Source organism: Sporosarcina sp. 179-K 3D1 HS, from assembly GCF_047228905.1.
In the GTDB taxonomy this organism is placed as follows: Bacteria; Bacillota; Bacilli; order Bacillales_A; family Planococcaceae; genus Sporosarcina.
This window is the reverse complement of record NZ_JBFEGI010000003.1, coordinates 198,563-217,432: the sequence shown is the minus strand read 5'-3', so window position 1 is coordinate 217,432 and position 18,870 is coordinate 198,563. Positions and strand designations below refer to the sequence as shown.

20 protein-coding genes and 1 riboswitch are annotated in these 18,870 nt (G+C 43.9%); of the genes, 19 read left to right on the top strand and 1 reads right to left on the bottom strand.

Translation table 11 applies throughout. From position 1 onward, the window contains the following. Nucleotides 1–5 precede the first annotated feature (5 nt). From AB1K83_RS06195 to AB1K83_RS06135, 13 genes are all read left to right on the top strand, one after another. Nucleotides 6–197 (top strand): hypothetical protein, encoded by a 192-nt coding sequence (locus tag AB1K83_RS06195; RefSeq protein WP_413057287.1) that lies wholly within the window; start codon nt 6–8, stop codon nt 195–197. Then, a complete protein-coding gene (locus tag AB1K83_RS06190; RefSeq protein ID WP_413057286.1) occupies nt 194–622 on the top strand; it encodes a prepilin-type N-terminal cleavage/methylation domain-containing protein in 429 nt (142 codons plus the stop codon). Before AB1K83_RS06195 ends, AB1K83_RS06190 begins: the two co-directional genes overlap by 4 nt. Further along, entirely contained in the window at nt 615–911 is a 297-nt protein-coding gene (locus AB1K83_RS06185) for a hypothetical protein (protein WP_413057285.1), read from the top strand. Before AB1K83_RS06190 ends, AB1K83_RS06185 begins: the two co-directional genes overlap by 8 nt. Then, nucleotides 899–1,345, top strand: a complete 447-nt coding sequence (gene comGF, locus AB1K83_RS06180) for a competence type IV pilus minor pilin ComGF (protein WP_413057284.1) — start codon at nt 899–901, stop codon at nt 1,343–1,345. The genes AB1K83_RS06185 and comGF overlap by 13 nt, the downstream gene beginning before the upstream one ends. Further along, on the top strand, nt 1,326–1,499 hold the full coding sequence (locus AB1K83_RS06175) for a hypothetical protein (RefSeq protein WP_413057283.1): 174 nt from the start codon (nt 1,326–1,328) through the stop codon (nt 1,497–1,499). The genes comGF and AB1K83_RS06175 overlap by 20 nt, the downstream gene beginning before the upstream one ends. 29 nt (nt 1,500–1,528) lie before the next feature. After that, nucleotides 1,529–2,071: a shikimate kinase gene (locus AB1K83_RS06170; RefSeq protein ID WP_413057282.1), complete on the top strand. Its 543-nt coding sequence runs from the start codon at nt 1,529–1,531 to the stop codon at nt 2,069–2,071. Between the two features lie 183 nt (nt 2,072–2,254). After that, nucleotides 2,255–2,346, top strand: a riboswitch (glycine riboswitch). A gap of 135 nt (nt 2,347–2,481) precedes the next feature. Further along, nucleotides 2,482–3,576 (top strand): glycine cleavage system aminomethyltransferase GcvT, encoded by a 1,095-nt coding sequence (gene gcvT / locus AB1K83_RS06165; RefSeq protein ID WP_413057281.1) that lies wholly within the window; start codon nt 2,482–2,484, stop codon nt 3,574–3,576. Between the two features lie 21 nt (nt 3,577–3,597). Then, complete coding sequence (gcvPA, locus tag AB1K83_RS06160) at nt 3,598–4,944, top strand: aminomethyl-transferring glycine dehydrogenase subunit GcvPA (RefSeq protein ID WP_413057280.1); 1,347 nt, start codon at nt 3,598–3,600, stop codon at nt 4,942–4,944. Beyond that, nucleotides 4,937–6,397, top strand: a complete 1,461-nt coding sequence (gene gcvPB, locus AB1K83_RS06155; RefSeq protein ID WP_413057279.1) for an aminomethyl-transferring glycine dehydrogenase subunit GcvPB — start codon at nt 4,937–4,939, stop codon at nt 6,395–6,397. The genes gcvPA and gcvPB overlap by 8 nt, the downstream gene beginning before the upstream one ends. A gap of 140 nt (nt 6,398–6,537) precedes the next feature. Next, nucleotides 6,538–7,296 (top strand): type I 3-dehydroquinate dehydratase, encoded by a 759-nt coding sequence (gene aroD / locus AB1K83_RS06150; protein ID WP_413057278.1) that lies wholly within the window; start codon nt 6,538–6,540, stop codon nt 7,294–7,296. Between the two features lie 175 nt (nt 7,297–7,471). After that, a complete protein-coding gene (locus AB1K83_RS06145) occupies nt 7,472–8,170 on the top strand; it encodes a FadR/GntR family transcriptional regulator (RefSeq protein ID WP_413057277.1) in 699 nt (232 codons plus the stop codon). Nucleotides 8,171–8,201: 31 nt separating this feature from the next. Beyond that, a complete protein-coding gene (locus AB1K83_RS06140; RefSeq protein WP_413057276.1) occupies nt 8,202–9,413 on the top strand; it encodes a CaiB/BaiF CoA transferase family protein in 1,212 nt (403 codons plus the stop codon). Then, nucleotides 9,414–10,364, top strand: a complete 951-nt coding sequence (locus AB1K83_RS06135) for a hydroxymethylglutaryl-CoA lyase (RefSeq protein ID WP_413057275.1) — start codon at nt 9,414–9,416, stop codon at nt 10,362–10,364. Nucleotides 10,365–10,412: 48 nt separating this feature from the next. Here AB1K83_RS06135 and AB1K83_RS06130 read toward each other — a convergent pair whose 3' ends face one another. Continuing rightward, nucleotides 10,413–10,916, bottom strand: coding sequence for a shikimate kinase (locus AB1K83_RS06130; RefSeq protein WP_413057523.1), 504 nt, complete (start codon nt 10,914–10,916; stop codon nt 10,413–10,415). A 364-nt stretch (nt 10,917–11,280) separates the two neighbouring features. Here AB1K83_RS06130 and AB1K83_RS06125 point away from each other — a divergent pair, with 364 nt between their 5' ends. The 6 genes from AB1K83_RS06125 (at nt 11,281) to AB1K83_RS06100 (ending at nt 18,865) form a co-directional block, all read left to right on the top strand. Beyond that, on the top strand, nt 11,281–12,723 hold the full coding sequence (locus tag AB1K83_RS06125) for an aldehyde dehydrogenase family protein (protein WP_413057274.1): 1,443 nt from the start codon (nt 11,281–11,283) through the stop codon (nt 12,721–12,723). Between the two features lie 48 nt (nt 12,724–12,771). Beyond that, nucleotides 12,772–14,532: a thiamine pyrophosphate-binding protein gene (locus tag AB1K83_RS06120; protein WP_413057273.1), complete on the top strand. Its 1,761-nt coding sequence runs from the start codon at nt 12,772–12,774 to the stop codon at nt 14,530–14,532. A 40-nt stretch (nt 14,533–14,572) separates the two neighbouring features. Further along, nucleotides 14,573–15,442 carry a sugar phosphate isomerase/epimerase family protein gene (locus AB1K83_RS06115; RefSeq protein ID WP_413057272.1) on the top strand — a complete coding sequence of 290 codons (870 nt, stop codon included), beginning with the start codon at nt 14,573–14,575 and terminating at the stop codon, nt 15,440–15,442. A gap of 210 nt (nt 15,443–15,652) precedes the next feature. Next, entirely contained in the window at nt 15,653–16,681 is a 1,029-nt protein-coding gene (locus tag AB1K83_RS06110; protein ID WP_413057271.1) for a DctP family TRAP transporter solute-binding subunit, read from the top strand. A 409-nt stretch (nt 16,682–17,090) separates the two neighbouring features. Continuing rightward, a complete protein-coding gene (locus AB1K83_RS06105) occupies nt 17,091–17,588 on the top strand; it encodes a TRAP transporter small permease (protein ID WP_413057270.1) in 498 nt (165 codons plus the stop codon). Next, on the top strand, nt 17,588–18,865 hold the full coding sequence (locus tag AB1K83_RS06100; RefSeq protein WP_413057269.1) for a TRAP transporter large permease: 1,278 nt from the start codon (nt 17,588–17,590) through the stop codon (nt 18,863–18,865). The genes AB1K83_RS06105 and AB1K83_RS06100 overlap by 1 nt, the downstream gene beginning before the upstream one ends. Nucleotides 18,866–18,870 lie beyond the last annotated feature (5 nt).

Below are 18,870 nucleotides of genomic sequence, written 5' to 3'. Positions count from 1 at the left end.
ATTGGTTGTCTTTCTTTGCGTTATTTAAGATGGTGCAAGGACAAGTTGAAGCGTATAAGATGGAAAAAAAAGAGGTTCCAAGTTCCATAGAGGAATTATCGAATGCTGACTATCTTCCAGAAGGGGCTACTTGTCCGGATGGAAGCGCATTAACTATTGTTGATGGCGAAGTGGCAGTCGATTCAGTAGTAGAATGAGGAACAGTGAGTCGGGGTTCACCTTTCTTGAAATGCTGTTAGTGCTTTCCATCATGGCCATCTTAACGGTGATTATCTTGCCGGTGGGCGATCGGTGGATCAAGGAGACGACTGAACAAGAGGCGCTACAGGCATTTGTTGTGGCGATCTATGACTTACAAGCGTATTCAATGGCACACAATATAGCCACAAGATTGGAATTCAAGAATGCTGGAACGGAGTATATTACGTATGCCTCAGCAAGGGAACTAGCGAGAAGCTCTTTTCCAGAGGGCATGAGATATGAGAGCAGTGCGGTTACAAAAATCGAGTTTCAAGGCAATGGTGATATTAAAAAATCAGGCACTGCAACAGTATTCGCCAAAAGGGGAAACTTTGATATCCGATTTCAATTTTTGCGTGGGAGAGTGATCGTCTATGAATGATAAGGGATATTCATGGCCGGAAGCCATTCTTACATTGACAATCGCTTTCGTCATTTTCGGGACGCTCTTGCCGTTCGGCGCCCATATGAGTTTTAAGTTGTACGAGAAGAAAAAGACGATGCATGCGATGGAGGTGGCTTTAAAGGGGGCAATCCTTTATCAGGCTTACGGAGGGATGGCTGGAACCATTCATATTGAAGATGTCTCGTATGACTGGAAAGTGTCGGAGGAAGTGGTGTGTGTTTCTTACGATCATGCAGGTAAGGTGGAAATGAAATGTGCCGGTTAAAGCGAGGGGTGGACGAGCAAGGGTATACCTTTTTGGAGAGTGTGTTTCATTTATTGATCGCTATCGCTTTTCTACAACTCTTTTTATTGTTCTTTGTTTGGAAAGCACCAATTGAGAGACAATTCTCGGATCATACAGCGACGGAGTGGGAATTGTTTGCAATCGACATGCAGCGTCTATTGAAAAATGTAAGTACATTTGACATGCCGGATAAAGATAAAATCAGCTTCCGGATTAACGGACTCACACATCAGGTAGGCCTATCGGGGAATGTCATTCGATGGCAGAAAGCAGGAGAAGGACATGTCCCTATTCTTACAAATGTACGATCCGTCGTCTTCTCTTTTGATGGGACGATAGTGACAGCTGATGTGACAATGCTTGACGGCCAGACTAGAGAAAGGGGATTTGCAGTTGGACTTTTTCCGGAATGAGCGCGGAGCCATGTTGGCAGCAGCCATTGTTTTACTATTTTTCGTTAGCCTCTTCCTTTTCACCCTCGTTTCATGGCATGATAGTCTTAACAGGACGTATGATTCGGTTGCCACGTATTATAAAAACGAAACAGTGAAAACTATGCAGCAATAAAGAGGTTTTTGCAATAGATGGGTGATGAAATGAAGAAAGTTTATTTAATTGGCTACATGGGAAGTGGTAAAAGTGCGATTGGCAGACGGTTAAGCTATATTGTGAAGATGCCTTTTTATGACATGGACCAGGAAATTGTAAAAAAAGCAGGTATGTCCATCGCTGATATCTTTGAAATTTACGGAGAAGAGTGGTTCCGGGATATGGAAACTGAATTTCTCCAAACTTTTCGTGATGAAAGCTGCATCATTGCGACAGGGGGAGGAGTTCCGGTCCGTAAAGTGAACCGTGATATTATGCGAAGCACGGGACTGGTCTTTTTCTTGAATGCTCCTTTCCAAAATATATGGCAACGGATTGCGAAAAAAAATAAGCGGCCGATTGTCCAGCGGTCGACCCGCGCAGGTCTAGAAAAATTGTATGCCGAACGAAAAACGGCCTATTTGGCGGCCGCTCACTTCAAGGTGGAGACCAAGAACAGGACTTTGCGGGAAATCACCGATTATATTGCCTTTCAGATTAGTCGGCTTAAATGGGACGTGAATTCAAAAGAAGTGATTGGAAAGAATTAAAAATGGATTTTGGAATAGCGTGGCACATCGTATTCTGTTCTAAAAAACGAATCATAACGACCGATAAGTTGAAAATGTTCGTGAATAAGGTAATTGCACAAAAAGAATTGCGCTTTCTTATTTGTAATGTTAAGATATAAGGCATTAAGGCATTGCATATCAAAACATAAACAAATACCGCGAATGACTGTATGTGGAGAGTACGCGAAAGCGTCGCCGAAGGAGCAAGTAACAGAGGTTGCGAATCTCTCAGGCAAAAAGACTCATACACGACGCATCTCTGGAGAGCGCCGGATTAGCCGGCCACCAACGAGGAAAGCCGCAAGGTCAATCTTTCAGGTAACAGGACAGAGGTTCCCAATCAGGGAACCTCTGTCTTTTTTTATCAATTTATCAAGGGGGAATGCGGTGTGGCAGAACAATTGAAACGAACAGCTCTTTTTGACAGCTATGCAAAGTATGGGGGCAAGACTATTGATTTTGGCGGGTGGGAACTGCCTGTTCAATTCTCTGGCATCAAAGCTGAACATGAGGCGGTTCGCACGAAAGCCGGGCTATTTGATGTCTCCCACATGGGGGAAATCGTAGTCAGTGGGGAAGGCGCTCTTTCCTATTTACAGAAACTTGTGACGAATGATGTCTCCAAATTGAAAATAGGGCAGGCGCAATATACCGTCATGTGCTATGAAGATGGGGGTACGATCGACGATCTCCTCATTTATAAGCGGGGGGAACAAGACTACTTTCTGGTCGTGAACGCATCTAATGTTGAGAAAGATGTGGAATGGATGAAGCAGCATGCGCCGAATGATGTGACGGTCGATGACCAGTCCTCATCCTACGCCTTATTGGCGTTGCAAGGTCCTGCGGCTCAAACAGTGCTGCAGAAGTTGACGGATGAACCGCTTGAGGAGATCAAGTTTTTCCGTTTTAAAGACGAGGTAGATGTAGCAGGTCATTCGGTGCTAATTTCGCGCACAGGCTATACAGGAGAAGATGGATTTGAAATTTATGGATCTTCGGAATCGATCGTTGAACTTTGGCCTTTGATTCTGAAAGCTGGTGAGGGAGAAGGCGTTGTCCCGGCAGGCTTGGGAGCACGGGATACATTGCGCTTTGAATCTGGCTTACCGTTATATGGACAAGAATTGTCAAAGGATATTTCACCGTTGGAAGCAGGCCTAGGCTTTGTCGTCAAAACGAATAAGGAAGAATTTATAGGGAAAGCTGCTCTCGTTAAACAAAAAGAACAAGGTGTACCGCGTAAATTGGTCGGAATTGAGATGATTGATAAAGGGATTCCCCGGACAGGTTATAAAGTCTATATGAACGATGAAGAAATTGGGGAAGTGACAACGGGCACCCAATCACCGACATTGAAAAAGAACATTGGATTTGCATTATTAAAAAGCGAATATGCTACTGAAGGCAACGAAGTTTTTGTCGAAGTTCGCAATAAACGTCTGAAAGCGATTGTCATTGCAACACCATTTTATAAACGATAAGTGAAAAGGGGTTAAAAAAGCATGAAGCATCGTTACCTTCCAATGACGGAAACGGATCGCAAAGAAATGTTACAAGCGATTGGCATCTCATCTATTGATGAACTTTTTGAGGACATTCCTGAAAAAGTCCGATTCAAAGGACAATACAATATTAAAAAAGCGAAGTCTGAATCGGCACTGACGAAAGAACTTTCTTTTCTGGCATCCAAAAATGCGAATTCAGACACTCATGTTTCTTTCTTGGGGGCGGGTGTCTATGACCATTACAAGCCAATTATTGTCGACCATGTCATTTCACGCTCTGAATTCTATACCGCTTACACACCGTATCAACCGGAAATTTCCCAAGGGGAATTGCAAGCGATTTTTGAATTCCAAACAATGATCTGTGAGCTGACGGGAATGGATCTCGCCAACTCCTCCATGTATGATGGCGGAACTGCGCTGGCGGAAGCGGGAACACTTGCGGCGGGACATACGAAACGTAAAAAGCTGCTCGTTTCGGAAGCGGTTCATCCCGAATCACGCGATGTGGTTGCTGCCTATGCTAAAGGCCAATTCATTGATGTCGTTGTTGTACCGCAAATAAACGGTGTTACCGACATAGAACAATTGGCTTCTTTGGTAGATGAGGATACAGCGGCAGTACTCGTGCAATATCCAAACTTCTTTGGCCAAATTGAAGATCTTCAAAGAATGAGTGAAATGACACACGAAAAAGGCGGCCTTTTTGTTGTATCAGCCAATCCGCTGGCGCTTGGTATTCTGACGCCACCGGGGAAACTAGGAGCTGATATAACGGTGGGAGACGCTCAACCGTTTGGAATCGCTGAACAATTCGGCGGTCCGCATTGCGGTTATTTTGCGGTCACGAAAAAATTAATGCGGAAAGTTCCGGGCCGACTTGTCGGAGAAACAACAGACGATGAGGGACGCCGTGGCTATGTATTGACTTTGCAAGCACGTGAACAGCATATCCGTCGTGATAAGGCAACTTCCAATATTTGTTCCAATCAGGCGCTGAATGCACTAGCAGCTTCCGTTGCGATGACGGCCCTTGGTAAAAAGGGTGTTCAAGAAATGGCTTATCAAAACATTGCAAAGACCCGATACGCCAAGGAGACATTTGAAAAAGCAGGATTTGAAGTTCGCTTTGGAAATGCCCACTTCAACGAACTTGTAGTGCAGTGTAAAAAGCCCGTCAAAGAAGTAAATGCCCATCTGCTAACCAAAGGGATGATCGGCGGATATGACCTCGGTTTAACGTATCCCGGATTGTCAAACCATGCGTTGATTGCTGTTACGGAACAACGGACAAAAGAAGAAATCGATGCACTTGTGCAGGAAATGGAGGCCCTTCATGCATAAAGAAAATCAGCCACTAATTTTTGAACTGTCCAAAGATGGACGGATTGGCTATAGCCTTCCTGAAATGGATGTTCCGGAAGTGGATTTGGCGGATCTGATGCCGGTCCATTACATCCGCGAGGAAGCTCCGGAACTTCCCGAAGTATCCGAGCTCGATATCATGCGTCATTATACCGCCCTTTCGAACCGAAACCATGGGGTGGATACAGGATTTTATCCACTCGGCTCTTGTACAATGAAGTACAATCCGAAAATCAACGAAAAGGTAGCACGTTATTCAGGATTTGCCAATATCCATCCATTGCAGGATGAATCAACTGTCCAAGGCGCTCTGGAAATGATGTACGACTTGCAAGAGCACCTTTCGGAAATTACGGGTATGGATGAAGTGACGCTGCAGCCGGCAGCCGGCGCACATGGAGAATGGACGGCGCTTATGATGATCCGTGCATTCCACGAGGCAAACGGTGATTTCAACCGGACAAAGGTGCTCGTTCCGGACTCAGCGCATGGTACGAACCCGGCATCTGCGACAGTTGCCGGATTGGAAACTATCACAGTTAAATCCAATGAATTCGGACTCGTCGACATCGATGATTTGAAAGCGAAAGTCGGCAAGGATACGGCGGCTTTGATGCTGACGAATCCGAACACACTAGGATTGTTCGAAGAAGATATTCTGGAGATGGCTTCCATCGTCCATGGGGTCGGCGGCAAACTATACTATGATGGGGCCAACTTAAATGCAGTCATGTCCAAAGCGCGTCCTGGCGATATGGGCTTTGACGCGGTCCACTTGAATCTGCACAAGACATTTACGGGTCCTCACGGTGGCGGCGGTCCAGGTTCTGGCCCAGTCGGTGTCAAAAAAGAATTGGTGCCATTTTTACCAAAACCGGTTTTGGTCAAACAAGGAGATAAAATTTCATTCAATTATGAACGTCCGCAATCTATCGGCCGCGTGAAGCCGTATTATGGGAATTTTGGTATTTTCCTACGCGCCTACACTTACATTCGATCAATGGGACCGGATGGGTTAAAAGCTGTCACTGAATATGCCGTCTTGAATGCTAACTACATGATGCGGCGATTGGAGCCATATTTCGATCTTCCTTATACGAAACATTGTAAACATGAGTTTGTCCTTTCTGGGCGCCGCCAGAAGAAATTGGGAGTCCGGACATTGGATATGGCAAAACGACTCCTTGATTTCGGCTATCATCCACCAACGATCTACTTCCCGCTCAATGTAGAAGAAGGTATGATGATTGAACCGACCGAAACGGAGTCCAAGGAAACTCTGGATGCTTTCATCGATGCAATGATCCAGATTGCAAAAGAAGTGGAAGAGAATCCTGAAATTGTTCAAGAAGCTCCACATACCACGGTCATAGGTCGCTTGGATGAAACGAAAGCTGCCCGTCAACCTGTGTTGCGTTATAGCAAAGAGTAAAGTAGAAAGTACATCACATTCCTGTGGTGTACTTTTTTCCATCAATAAAAATATCTATGATACAATAAAACTAGTTATCCGGATAGTAATCCGACACTTAAAGAATTTGCAAAATTCATACATAGTTGAGGAGAGGTTATATGAAAACTGAAATGATTCCCGGGAAAAAAGCTCCTTATATTTGTACGCCGCTAGTAGGGCAAAATCAAGAAGAAATCGTGAAGGAGCTTGAAGTAATTCTTCCTAAACAGCCTGATATTTTGGAATGGCGAGTTGATTTTTACAAAGAAATTGATCAATTGTCTTCTGTACTTGAGACCGCTGAACGAATTGCGGCCATAGCAGATTTGCCGATTTTATTTACTATCCGATCTGAGAAGGAGGGCGGTCAATCCATTCCACTGTCAGAAGGGGAGAAAGTTGAGTTGTTATGTGAAGTTTGTAGAAAGCAGGCCGTGCAGTTTATTGATTTTGAAGTAGCAAATGATGCGGAACATATTAAAGCAATAAGGGAAGTCTCGAAGTCGAATGGGGTTAAGCTTGTTCTCTCTTATCATAATTTCGAGTACACTCCGGAAAGTAAGGAAATCATTGAACGGTTGCAGCTGGCCGAATCTTATGGCGCAGATGTAGCAAAAGCTGCTGTAATGCCAAAGAGCAAGGATGATGTGCTGCGGTTGTTAGCTTTGACCAAAGAAGCAGACAAAGCAATGGGCATACCGCTCATTACGATGTCTATGGGAAGCATCGGAGGCTTAAGCCGGATTATGGGATGGGTGTATGGTTCCGTCTTAACATTTGCAGTGGGTGTCCAAAGCTCAGCACCGGGACAAATTCCAATAGACACATTACGAGAGGTGATTGCTAGTACTCAAGAATCCTTACCGGATTGGTCATAAAGAGATTTTCAGCCTGTTTCTTTCATAAGAAGCAGGTTTTTATTATTTGACGAAATAAAATATACAGACTATACTAAATAAAAGTGGGCTAACCAGTGGTCCATTTTCCGATACAATTCATTTTACGGTCTCGACCGTATGACATAACAGCTATTTAGGTAGGAGGTGCAAAACCTTGAACGGGAAACTGTTTGTGGAACTACAACATACAAGAGTCTATGAAAAAATCGTGGAGCAAATCAGAGGTTTAATTGAAGACGGTACTTTAAAGCCGAATGATCGACTGCCAAGTGAGCGGGATTTAGCCCAGCAGTTAGGGTGCAGCCGCACATCTTTGCGGGAAGCCTGCCGAGTTTTGGAATCGGAGGGCTTGATTGTCTCCAAGGCAGGTGGCGGTCGGTTTGTACAGCAAGTAGACCAGCGTTTTACGCTAACTTATCAAGTGAATCCGGTAGACTTACTTGAGCGAACAGCTGTCATGCACTTCTTAGAAGCACGGGAGGCGCTCGAACCAAAAATTGTTGAACATGCGAGCGAAAGGGCGACAGAAGAAGACATTCTTAAAATTGAGAAAGCCCTTCAAGCAATGAAAGAAAAATTGAAATATCCCGAAGAAAAAGTGGAAGCTGATAGCAATTTCCATCTTGCGCTTGCAGAAGCGACTCACAACTTTGTATTTGTCTCTATGATGGAAATGAATTTACATTTATATCGACAAGTTCGGAAACAGACGTTAACATCCGAAGATCGTTACACCGAATCTCTTCAAGAACATAAAGAGATTTTAGATGCCATTAAAGCGGGTGATAAAAATAAGGCCATTCAAGCGATGCGCAATCATTTACAGCATTTGCGGGATAACGTGCTCGGATGAATAAAAAAGAAGAATAATGGAGGACATGACGATGGGGAAAGGGAATTTCGGACCATTAACAGGCGTGGATGTGCTAGACATTTCCACGATGATCGCCGCCCCCTATGGAGCCACGTTACTAGCTGACTTAGGAGCCAATGTAACGAAAATTGAGCTGCCAAATAAAGGGGACACGTTACGAACAGTTGGGCCGTGGAAAAATGGAGAGTCGCTCAGGTGGCCAGGGCTTGCACGGAACAAGAAGTCTATTACGCTTGACATTCGTTCCGAGGATGGGAAAGAAATCTTTAAAAAATTAATCGGCCAAACGGATATATTAATTGAAAATTTCCGACCAGGAACTCTCGAAAAGTGGGGACTCGACTATGAGACTTTGAAAGAAGAAAATCCCCAGTTGATCATGGTTCGAATTTCTGGGTACGGTCAAACAGGCCCATACAGTGCGAAAGCAGGCTTTGGCACGCCAGGAACGGCATTTAGTGGACATACGTATATTCAAGGGTACCCCGATCGTCCGCCTGTAAGCCCGTCTTATTCATTGTTGGATTATATAACGGGCGTCTATACGGCATTTGCGGCAGTTAGCGCTTTATACCATCGCGATACAATGGATGGAGAGCCAATCGGGCAGATGGTTGAAATGGGGCTATATGAATCGTTGTTCCGCATGTTGGAGTTTTTAATCGCCGAGTACGATCAATCAGGGAAAGTAAGGGAACGAAGCCCCGGATTGGCGGGCCACTCAAGTCCAGCGGGTACCTATGAGACAAAAGACGGGAAATTTGTCGTTCTAGTTTGCAGTACCGACCCTACTTTTGAGCGGCTTGCCGAAGCCATGGAAAGAACGGATATGTTACAAGACGAACGCTATTCAGCAAATGCGGCCCGTTTGAAAAATGACCATGAAGTGCAGAAAATCGTAATGGATTGGATCGAGCAGCATACTTTACAGGAACTGCAGGAAAAACTGGATGCTTTTGGAGTGCCCGTAAGCCCAATTTTAAGTATTGCTGATATTTTTGAAGACCCTCATTATAAGGCAAGGGAGAATATTGTAGAAGTGGAACATCCTCGACTCGGTACTGTGAAAGTACCTGGCATTGTTCCGAAATTCTCCGATACACCCGGCGCGATTCGCCATCGGGCACCAGAACTTGGAGAGCATACAGAAGAAATTTTAGGCGGGCAATTAGGTTTGTCACAGGAAGAATTAGTGTCTTTAAAAGAGAAGGGAGTCATTTAAATGAGTACATTCAAATTACCATCTGACGTGACGATATGTGAGGTAGCACCACGTGATGGATTTCAAGCGGAACGAAATTGGATTCCTACTGAAGAAAAAATCCGCATTGTAAGAGCTTTAGCAAACACCGGCGTGCGATCCATGGAGATCACATCTTTTGTTCATCCCAAAGCCATCCCTCAATTAAAAGACGCAGAAGAAGTCGTTCGAGCTACGGAAGACTTAACGAATATAAAATTCCGAGCGCTAGTTCCAAATGTCAGAGGGGCAGAGCGTGCTATTTCAGCAGGGATTACAAAATTAAAGCTAATGCTGTCGGCCACGGATTCTCATAGCCTTTCAAATGCAAATAGCCTTGTAGAAGATGCCCAAAACGGATTTGCCCCTATCATAGAGTTGGCTGAAAGGCATAATGTGAAAGTAGGTGGCTCTATCTCAGTGGCTTTTGGGTGCCCATATGAAGGAATTGTGCCTTTGGATCGAATTATGACTATAGTAGATCGATACAATAAAATGGGCATAGCGGAAGTGTCTCTTGCTGATACAACAGGAATGGCCAATCCAAAGCAAGTTTATGAATTCTTGGCAGTTCTTCAAAATGGCTATCCGCATATTGAATTTTCCATGCACTTGCATAATACAAGAGGAATGGCATTAGCTAATGCGGTGGCGGCACTTCAACAAGGCGTAACATTGTTTGATAGCTCGATTGCAGGGTTAGGCGGTTGTCCATATGCGCCGGGAGCAAGCGGCAATATTGCGACTGAGGATTTAGTTCATGCCTTTGAGGAAATGGGTGTCAATACGGGCATGAATATAGATCGATTAATCGAAACAGCGAGAGACGTGAAAGACTATTTAGGACATGATGGAGGCAGCTATATGTTGCAGGCAGGACCTTGTTCGGCATTAAGTCCAAAAGTGGCTGCCCAAGAAAAGTTGGAATCATAAAAAGCCGTACATAGAGGACTATTCCGTTCTCTAGTACGGCAGATTAAGTCAATGCGGTTCATATAGATCCCAAGCATGCTTCAAAGATTCAACGATATGGTCGGCAATCTCTTCGGCAGATTGGTCATCAACCATTAACGTAGAGTTGTTTAGTGAATAGGCGCCTTGTCTTTCATGGAAGAGTTGTTCAATTTCTTCAATACTGCGGTTTTGTAAGACAGGCCGGTTTTCAATAAGGATATCAAGACGCTCTTTCCATTCTTCCCAAGATACATCGAGGTATAAGACCGTACAATTAGCCAGGCAAGCTTCCCGGACTTCGGGCTGCATAAAAGCACCGCCACCAATTGAAATGATTTTGAGTTTTTGTTGTTCACAATAGGATTGGATTAACTCCCGTTCTCTGTCCCGGAATACTTTTTCACCATGTATAGTAAAGATTTCAGTTGTTGACATGCCAAATTCCTGTTCAATTTCTTTGTCGATGTCGATGAAGCTGCGGTAAAGTTTTTGGGCCACGAGTTCGCCGATAGTTGTTTTTCCAACTCCCATGAAGCCGATTAACACAATATTTTGCTGTCTAACTGGTATTTTTCCAAATATCAAATCAAACACTCTTTCTAAAGATGATAGGTACCTAAATTATAGTACAGTGGCATTATTCTGTAAACGTTATTTAACTAGTTCCGTCATACAGGAAAACAAAGATGGAATTTTCGGAACATTCCTTAGAAATCTATTGCATTGTTATTGGGAGTCATGTAATATGTTGATCACAGAAAACGAATTTGATTCATTCGGAATTTTACTAGATCGATCTAGTAAATAAATAGAAGTAGGTAGGGGCTTGATCGATTAACCTTTTATTATTAGATCGATCTAACCCGCTCATTATTAGAATAGGAAGGTGAATGAAATGCCGGCAGAACAATTAATTAACCAAGCAAGACCGTATGTAAATGGGAAATGGCTTGCCGAAGGCCGAGAAGTCGTGACCGTAACCAGCCCCTATAGTAACGAGATTATCGGCAATCAATTTTACGCCACTATGGAAGATGTGGAAGAAGCACTTGAATCTGTGTTTCAAGCCAAAAAAACAGTCGCACAAATTCCTTCCCACCAAAGAGCAGCTATTTTAAGAAAAGCAGCTGACCTTTTGGATGAAAGAAAAGAAGCCTTTGCAAGACTCATTTCCTTAGAGCTTGGTAAACCACTAAAAAATACGTTGGATGAAGTGGCACGTTCTGTTGAAACTTTGCAGTTATCCGGGGAAGAAGCGAAACGTTTAGTAGGCGAAACTATCCCTGGAGATGCGTCTGAACGTGGGACCAATGCCATTGCCATGACGTTTCGTGTGCCGGTTGGTGTGATCGCGGCAATTACACCATTCAATTCACCGCTAAATTTAGTTTGTCATAAAGTAGGTCCTGCCTTTGCGGCTGGTAATTCGGTAATCCTTAAACCGGCTCCTCAAACATCGCTGGTGGCAGCTGCATTGGTTGAGCTTTTTTTAGAGGCAGGCTTTCCGGAAAACTCAATCAATATGCTTCTTGGCGGAGTAGAAATCGGCCAGGCGATTGTAAAAGATGATCGAGTGAATGTCATTTCATTTACGGGCGGCACGGTGGCAAGCCGTAATATATGCAGCATCGCGGGCATGAAAAAAGTGTTATTGGAACTAGGCGGCAATGCGGCGACGATTGTCCATGAAGACGCCGACCTTGCGCGAGCGGCGAGACTTTGTGCACGTACGGGTTATAGCAATTCAGGTCAGAGCTGTATTTCTGTTCAAAGAATTTATGTTCATCAAGCAGTCGCTTCACAATTTAAAGAATTGTTGAAAGCGGAAGTCGAGAAGTTGAAGGTGGGAGATCCACTTTCCCTTGAAACGGATGTTGGAACGCTTGTCGATGAAAATGCAGCGGGTAGAATAATGAATTGGATTGAAGACTCCATAGAAGCCGGTGCCGAACTTGTATCAGGAGGCAAGCAAAACGGAGCCAGTGTGTTACCTACAATCTTATTCAACCCGCCAAAGACGGCCAACGTAGTTTGCCAAGAGGTGTTCGGTCCGATTGTTAGCATATTACCATATGAACATATTGAAGAAGCGATCACGGAAGCAAATGATTCAGAATTTGGACTTCAAGCCGGTATTTTTACAAATCAACTGGATTTGGCTTATCAAGTAGCACATTCCCTTGAAGTAGGGGGAATTGTCATTAACGGAACTTCCAATTATCGCCTCGACCATTGGCCATATGGCGGCGTTAAGAATAGTGGGATTGGCCGGGAAGGTCCTCGTTTTGCGATTGAAGATATGACAGAGACGAAAATGATCGTACTTCAGCTGTCATAACTTGAGCATTGAAATCAGAACAACTCAAATATAGGGAGGAAAAAATCCATGAAAGAAGTCATCGCTCGTCAACTCGTAAAGTATTTGGAAGACCGCGGCGTAGAGCACATCTTCGGCTTGTGCGGCCATACGAATATCGCGGTGCTATCTGAGCTCGAAAAAAGCTCGATTAAATTTGTCAATGTACGCCATGAACAAATCGCAGCGCATGCGGCGGACGGCTATGCCCGCGCGAAGAAACAGACGTCCGTCGTCCTCAGCCACGTTGGTCCCGGTATGACGAATGCGGCTACGGGCGTAGCGAACGCGGCGCTCGACTGCATTCCGATGGTTGTTATCGCAGGCGATATCCCGAGTCATTACTACGGCAAACACCCACACCAGGAAGTGAATCTGCACGCGGATGCGACTCAGTATGAAATTTACCGCCCATTTGTCAAGCGGGCTTGGCGGGTCGACAGTGCGCATCTGTTCCCGGAAATCTTGGAGAAAGCGTTCCAATTAGCGGAAACGGGAACACCAGGCCCTGTGCTCGTGTCCGTTCCAATGGACATTTTCTCGATGGAACTGGAGACTTCGTATTTTGACTTCCAATCCCATCATACGAAAGCGCTTCAAAAACCGTCGATGGATGAAGAAACTGCGGAAGCGATTCTGAAAACATTAGTCAACGCGAAGAACCCGGTCGTCTACGCAGGGGGAGGGGTATTGTTGGCGGATGCAGCGGAAGAGCTGGCAGAATTCGTTAACCATTTCGACTTCCCGGTAGCTCACTCCCTGATGGGGAAAGGTGCAGTAGCAGACGATAATCCGCTTGTTCTTGGGATGACGGGCTTCTGGGGAACAGAGTTCATCAACCGGAAGTGCCGCGAAGCAGACTATCTCTTCGGACTTGGCACACGCTTTGCAGAAGCGGACAGTAGCTCGTGGGAAAATGAATATACATTCGACTTCCCGAAAACTAAGCTTATTCAAATTGATATCGAAGCGAGCGAAATCGGCCGCAACTATCCAGTCGAGTTCGGCGTGGTTGCCGATCTAAAGCAGGCGCTGACAGTGCTCAACCGTGTGGCGAAGCGACTCTATCCGGAAGGGCGTCTAAATGAAGCGCTTAAACAGGAAATCGCCGATAACCGCCGTAAGTTCAAAGCAAGCAACGAGCAATTCATCCAAGACAACTGCTACCCAATGCAGCCGCAGCGCATTTTGGCGGAAGTGCGGGAGGTCCTGCCGCGCGATGCGTATATTACCACGGATGTCGGCTGGAACAAAAATGGCGTCGGGCAACAGTTTGACATTTTAGAGCCAGGCACGATCTTTACACCGGGTGGGTTTGCGACGATGGGCTTCGGAGCGCCTGCTGCACTCGGTGTGAAAGTGGCGCAGCCGGATCGCGTTGTTGTGTCTCTTGTCGGAGACGGTGGCTTTGGACAGAACCCGGCACTGCTCGCGACAGCGGCGGAAGAAAACATTCCAGTTATCTGGGTTATCATGAATAACTTTGCGTTCGGTACGATTGCAGGTTTGCAAAAGGCACACTACGACACGACACTCGGGACGCTGTTCACAAAAGTCGGCGAGCCGTATTCGCCGGACTTCGCGGCGATCGCACGTGCCTATGGCGTCGAAGGTATTAAGATCGAGAAAGCGGAAGAGTTCAAGCCGGCACTGGAGCAGGCGATCGCGGCCAACAAGCCGGTCGTCATTGATGTCGCTATGCTGAACAACCCGGTGCCTACAGCGGGCCACTGGAACATCATGGACATCTATTCGCCAGACAAGAAGGTTCACCACGTTTCTACGAATTAATTCCTATTTGACTAGACAATAAATGAATGGAGGATTATCATTGCAAAACCGATTTTCATTAGCTCAATTGACTGTTCTTGAATGTGCTCCACCAGAAATGACATACCTTGCGGCTCGCGCAGGGTATGATTTTGTAAGTTTCCGGCCGATCTATATGGGTCTGCCGGGCGAGCCAAATTATGCTCTCGCTGACAATAAAGAAATGATGAAGGAAACAAAGAAAGCGCTCGCAGAAACTGGTTTGAAGCTGTTGGATATTGAACTGGCCCGTATTTATGACGGCGTAGATCCAAAACAGTATGTCCCGGCAATGGAAGTGGCAGCTGAGCTAGGGGGCCGCCATGTGCTCAGCAGTATCTGGACAGATGATCGAAGCTTTGCCATTGAAAAGTTTGCGGAGCTCTGTGAGTTGGCCAAACCATTTGGGCTAACTGTGGAATTAGAATACGTGCCAATTGCAAGCGTTTCAAACCTTGCAGATACTTTATCTGTTTTGCGAACAGTTAATCAAGATAATGCTGGACTTATGCTCGATATTCATCATTTTCACCGGGCAGGGGATAAGGTGGAAGATTTGGATGCTGTGCCACGCGACTGGTTCCGTTATCTTCACCTTTGTGATGCTCCTGTTGACATTCCGACATCAAGGGATGAAATGACCCGTATTCTTCGCGAAGAGCGTTCGTATGTTGGAGAGGGCGGTATTGACGTAGCAAGCATCGTTAACCGCATTCCGAGGGTCCCTTATTCAATTGAATTGCCAAATATTAAACGTGTGAAAGAATTAGGCTATGAAGAGTTTGCTAGACGTTGCTTAGTTACGGCAAAAGAATATTTAAAGGCTCATCCAAGAATGGATGATGTCTATCCAGTGTCAGGAAATGATACGCAAGTGAATATAGACAGGTAATAAATTGGAGAATGTTTGATCCCATAATACGGCTGATCAAACATTCTTTATTTCTAATTAGTAATGAAATGTCAGAAAATTATAGACAGTAAACTAGGTATATGGTATCTTGAATACAAGGTTCGACTGTAGGAATAAAGTTCCGTAGGGTGGACCTCGAAAGGAGGACTATTATAAAAAGATCGACTATTAAATACAGGGGGCGTATAAATGAAAAAGACAAAGTTTCTTTCATTGTTATTGCTAGGCATGGTTTCTATTTTTCTGGTTGCTTGTTCGGAAAGTTCTGAAGGCGGGGAAAAGAACGTAGCTCAATCTGAAGAAATAAAAGTAATGAAATTTGCTTCGATTAACACGAGTGATAGATCCATTACATTAGCGATGAATAAATTCGCGGAACAAGTTGCAAAAGAAACGAATGGACAAATTAAAGTTGAAGTCTTTCCAGATAGCCAATTAGGTGGAGAAAGAGATAATTTTGAGGGCTTACAATTAGGCTCGTTACAGGCGTCCATTATTTCAACAGCTGTTTCTTCCTCTTTTTCTCCGAACTTAAGTATTTTAGACTTGCCATTTTTATTCAAAGATCATCAGACTGCTTATAATGTATTAGATGGAGAGATTGGAAAAAGACTATTGAGTGAAATGAAAGACCAAGGCGTAATCGGAATAAATTTTTGGGAGAACGGCTATCGCCACTTAACAAATAATATAAGAGAAGTTAGAACTCCTGACGATTTAAAAGGCTTGAAAATCAGAACAATGGAAAGCCCTATCCACTTAGACGTCTGGAAGGAGCTGGGAGTCCAACCGACTCCGATGGCTTTTCCGGAACTTTTCACGGCTCTTCAACAAGGGACAGTAGATGGGCAAGAAAATCCGTTTGTAGTTACTGCGACTAATAAGTTTTATGAAGTTCAAGACTATTTAACCGTTACTCAACATGTGTACGGAGCGAATATATTTTTAGTCAGTGATAAGTTTTGGCAGACTCTATCCGAAGAGGAAAAAGAAATTATCCTTAAAGCAGGAGAAGATGCGAAAAATTATCAACGCGAAATCGAGCAACAGCAAGCGGCAGAGTTTTTGGGGTTACTGAAGGAAAATGGAATGAAAATCACTGAATTGACGGATAGTGAACAACAGCAGTTCAGAGAAAAAGTTCAACCCATTTATGAGAAGTACTCTAAAGAATTAGGTGAAGAGCTAGTTGGAGAGTTGCTTAAAGCAGTTGAATAATAAATAATTTATATAGAGCTACCTATTAAATTCAGACTAATCAGGTAGCTCGTTCTTTTTATAGCAATATTACATATAAAGCGATAAATAACAAAATATAATTCACGAAACATAATGACAATTTTATTGATCTATGGTATCCTTTAATCATAGTTCCACCTAGTAGTAACAAAGTTTCGCTCTACGGTACTTATCTATTTTGCGACTGATATAATTGAACAATTCTATTAGATCGATCTATTTTGTTTTGAAAGCGCTGTCGGGAAAGCAAATAGGAGAGTTAAATAAGAATTGTGTATAAGCATGTAAAGGACAAAGTATCAAGAAGAAATTCATTTTATTTGCTATCAAATTGACGTAGGTGGAAAAACAATTTTGTAAACATTCATTTATCTAGGGAGTGAGGCATTTGAAAACATTTATTTTTGTCATGGATAAAGTCAATTTTCTTCTAAAAGTCCTCTTAGGAACTTTTTTAGCAATTGCTTTAGTAGTTCTCACATGGCAAATTATTGCGAGGGCCGTTTTTAACGCTCCGTTAACTTGGTCGTCCGAACTCTTAAGGTATTTACTCGTTTGGATTACCTTTTTAGGATCCGGTTTGGCGATTCGTTATTCAAAATTAATTCGTTTGGAATTTTTGTTTTCCTTATTTAAGTTTCCGCCAACTATTGAAAAAGTGATACGTGGATTGGCGGTAATTATTACAATGGTGTTTTGTGTCATTGTTTTGTTATTCAGTCTACAAATCTTAGAGATTGTTCATATGCAAAAATCAGCTGCCTTGCATATTCCCATGTCAATTCCTTATTTAGCCATCCCTTTTGGAAGCTTAATCATGCTGTTCAATACAGCGGTTGCTTGGGCTGAAGGCGACTGGGATAAGGAAGGAGGAGAAGTAGTGTAATGGGCCCACTTCTCTTATTTGGTTCATTCATGTTATTTCTGATAATTAGTGTGCCGGTGGCGGTCTCTGTCGGGTTATCATCTGCCATCATGATTTTCCAAGATGGCATGCCACCAACTGTAATTATCCAACGTTTGTTTACAACGATTGATTCTTTTACCTTGTTAGCTGTTCCTTTTTTCATTCTAGCAGGAGCTTTAATGGAAAGAGGTGGGATGTCCAAGCGCTTAGTTGATTTTGCTTATGCGATTGTTGCATCCAGAACCGGTGGATTGGGAATGGTTGCCGTCTTGGCCTGTATGTTCTTCGCTTCAATTTCCGGATCGGGAGTAGCAACGGTCGCTGCCATTGGTTCCATCATGATTCCTGCAATGGTGGCCAAAGGATACGACAAAGGGTTTGCTTCCTCCACAGTTGCCGCTGCAGGTGAACTAGGAGTAGTTATTCCGCCGAGTATTCCGCTCATTCTTTATGGGGTTGCGGCAGGGGTCTCCATAAAAGATTTATTTTTCGCCGGAATCATACCAGGTATCATGATTGGTTTTACATTTATGATACTTGTTTATATTGTCTCGAAAGTGAAAAACTATTCGGGCGATACCGGGTATACGTGGAAAGAAAAGTTTGTTTCCTTTAAAGATGGCATTTTGGCATTGATCATGCCTTTCATTATCTTGGGAGGCATCTACAGTGGTATATTTACGCCAACTGAATCGGCTGTTGCGGCTTGTGTGTACGCACTCATTATTGGGCTCTTTGTCTATAGGGAACTTAAATGGAGCGAGCTTCCGCAAATATTCTACAATGCTGCTTTAACGAGCTCAGTTGTTTTAGTCATTATTGCAAATGCTGGATTGTTCGGCTGGATTCTGACGAGCGATGGAGTACCACAAACAGTTGCAACATGGTTTAGTGGCATCTCGGATAATCCAATCATTTTCTTGTTAATTATTAACTTACTATTATTTATTGTAGGAATGTTCTTTGACTCTGGGGCAGCTATTCTCATCCTAGCTCCGATCCTCGCTCCAGTAGCAATCACTTATGGGATCGATCCAGTTCACTTTGGAATTGTCATGATTGTTAACTTGGCAATGGGAATGATTACGCCGCCATTTGGAGTTAACCTCTTTATGGTAAGTCAGGTTGCAAACATTCGAATGGAGCAATTGTTAAAGTACACGGCTCTCTTTGTCGCGGTTATGATTTTCAACATCCTGGTATTAAGCTATATCCCAAGCATTTCTACTTGGCTGCCTCAAGTGTTTACAAAGTAAGTGCT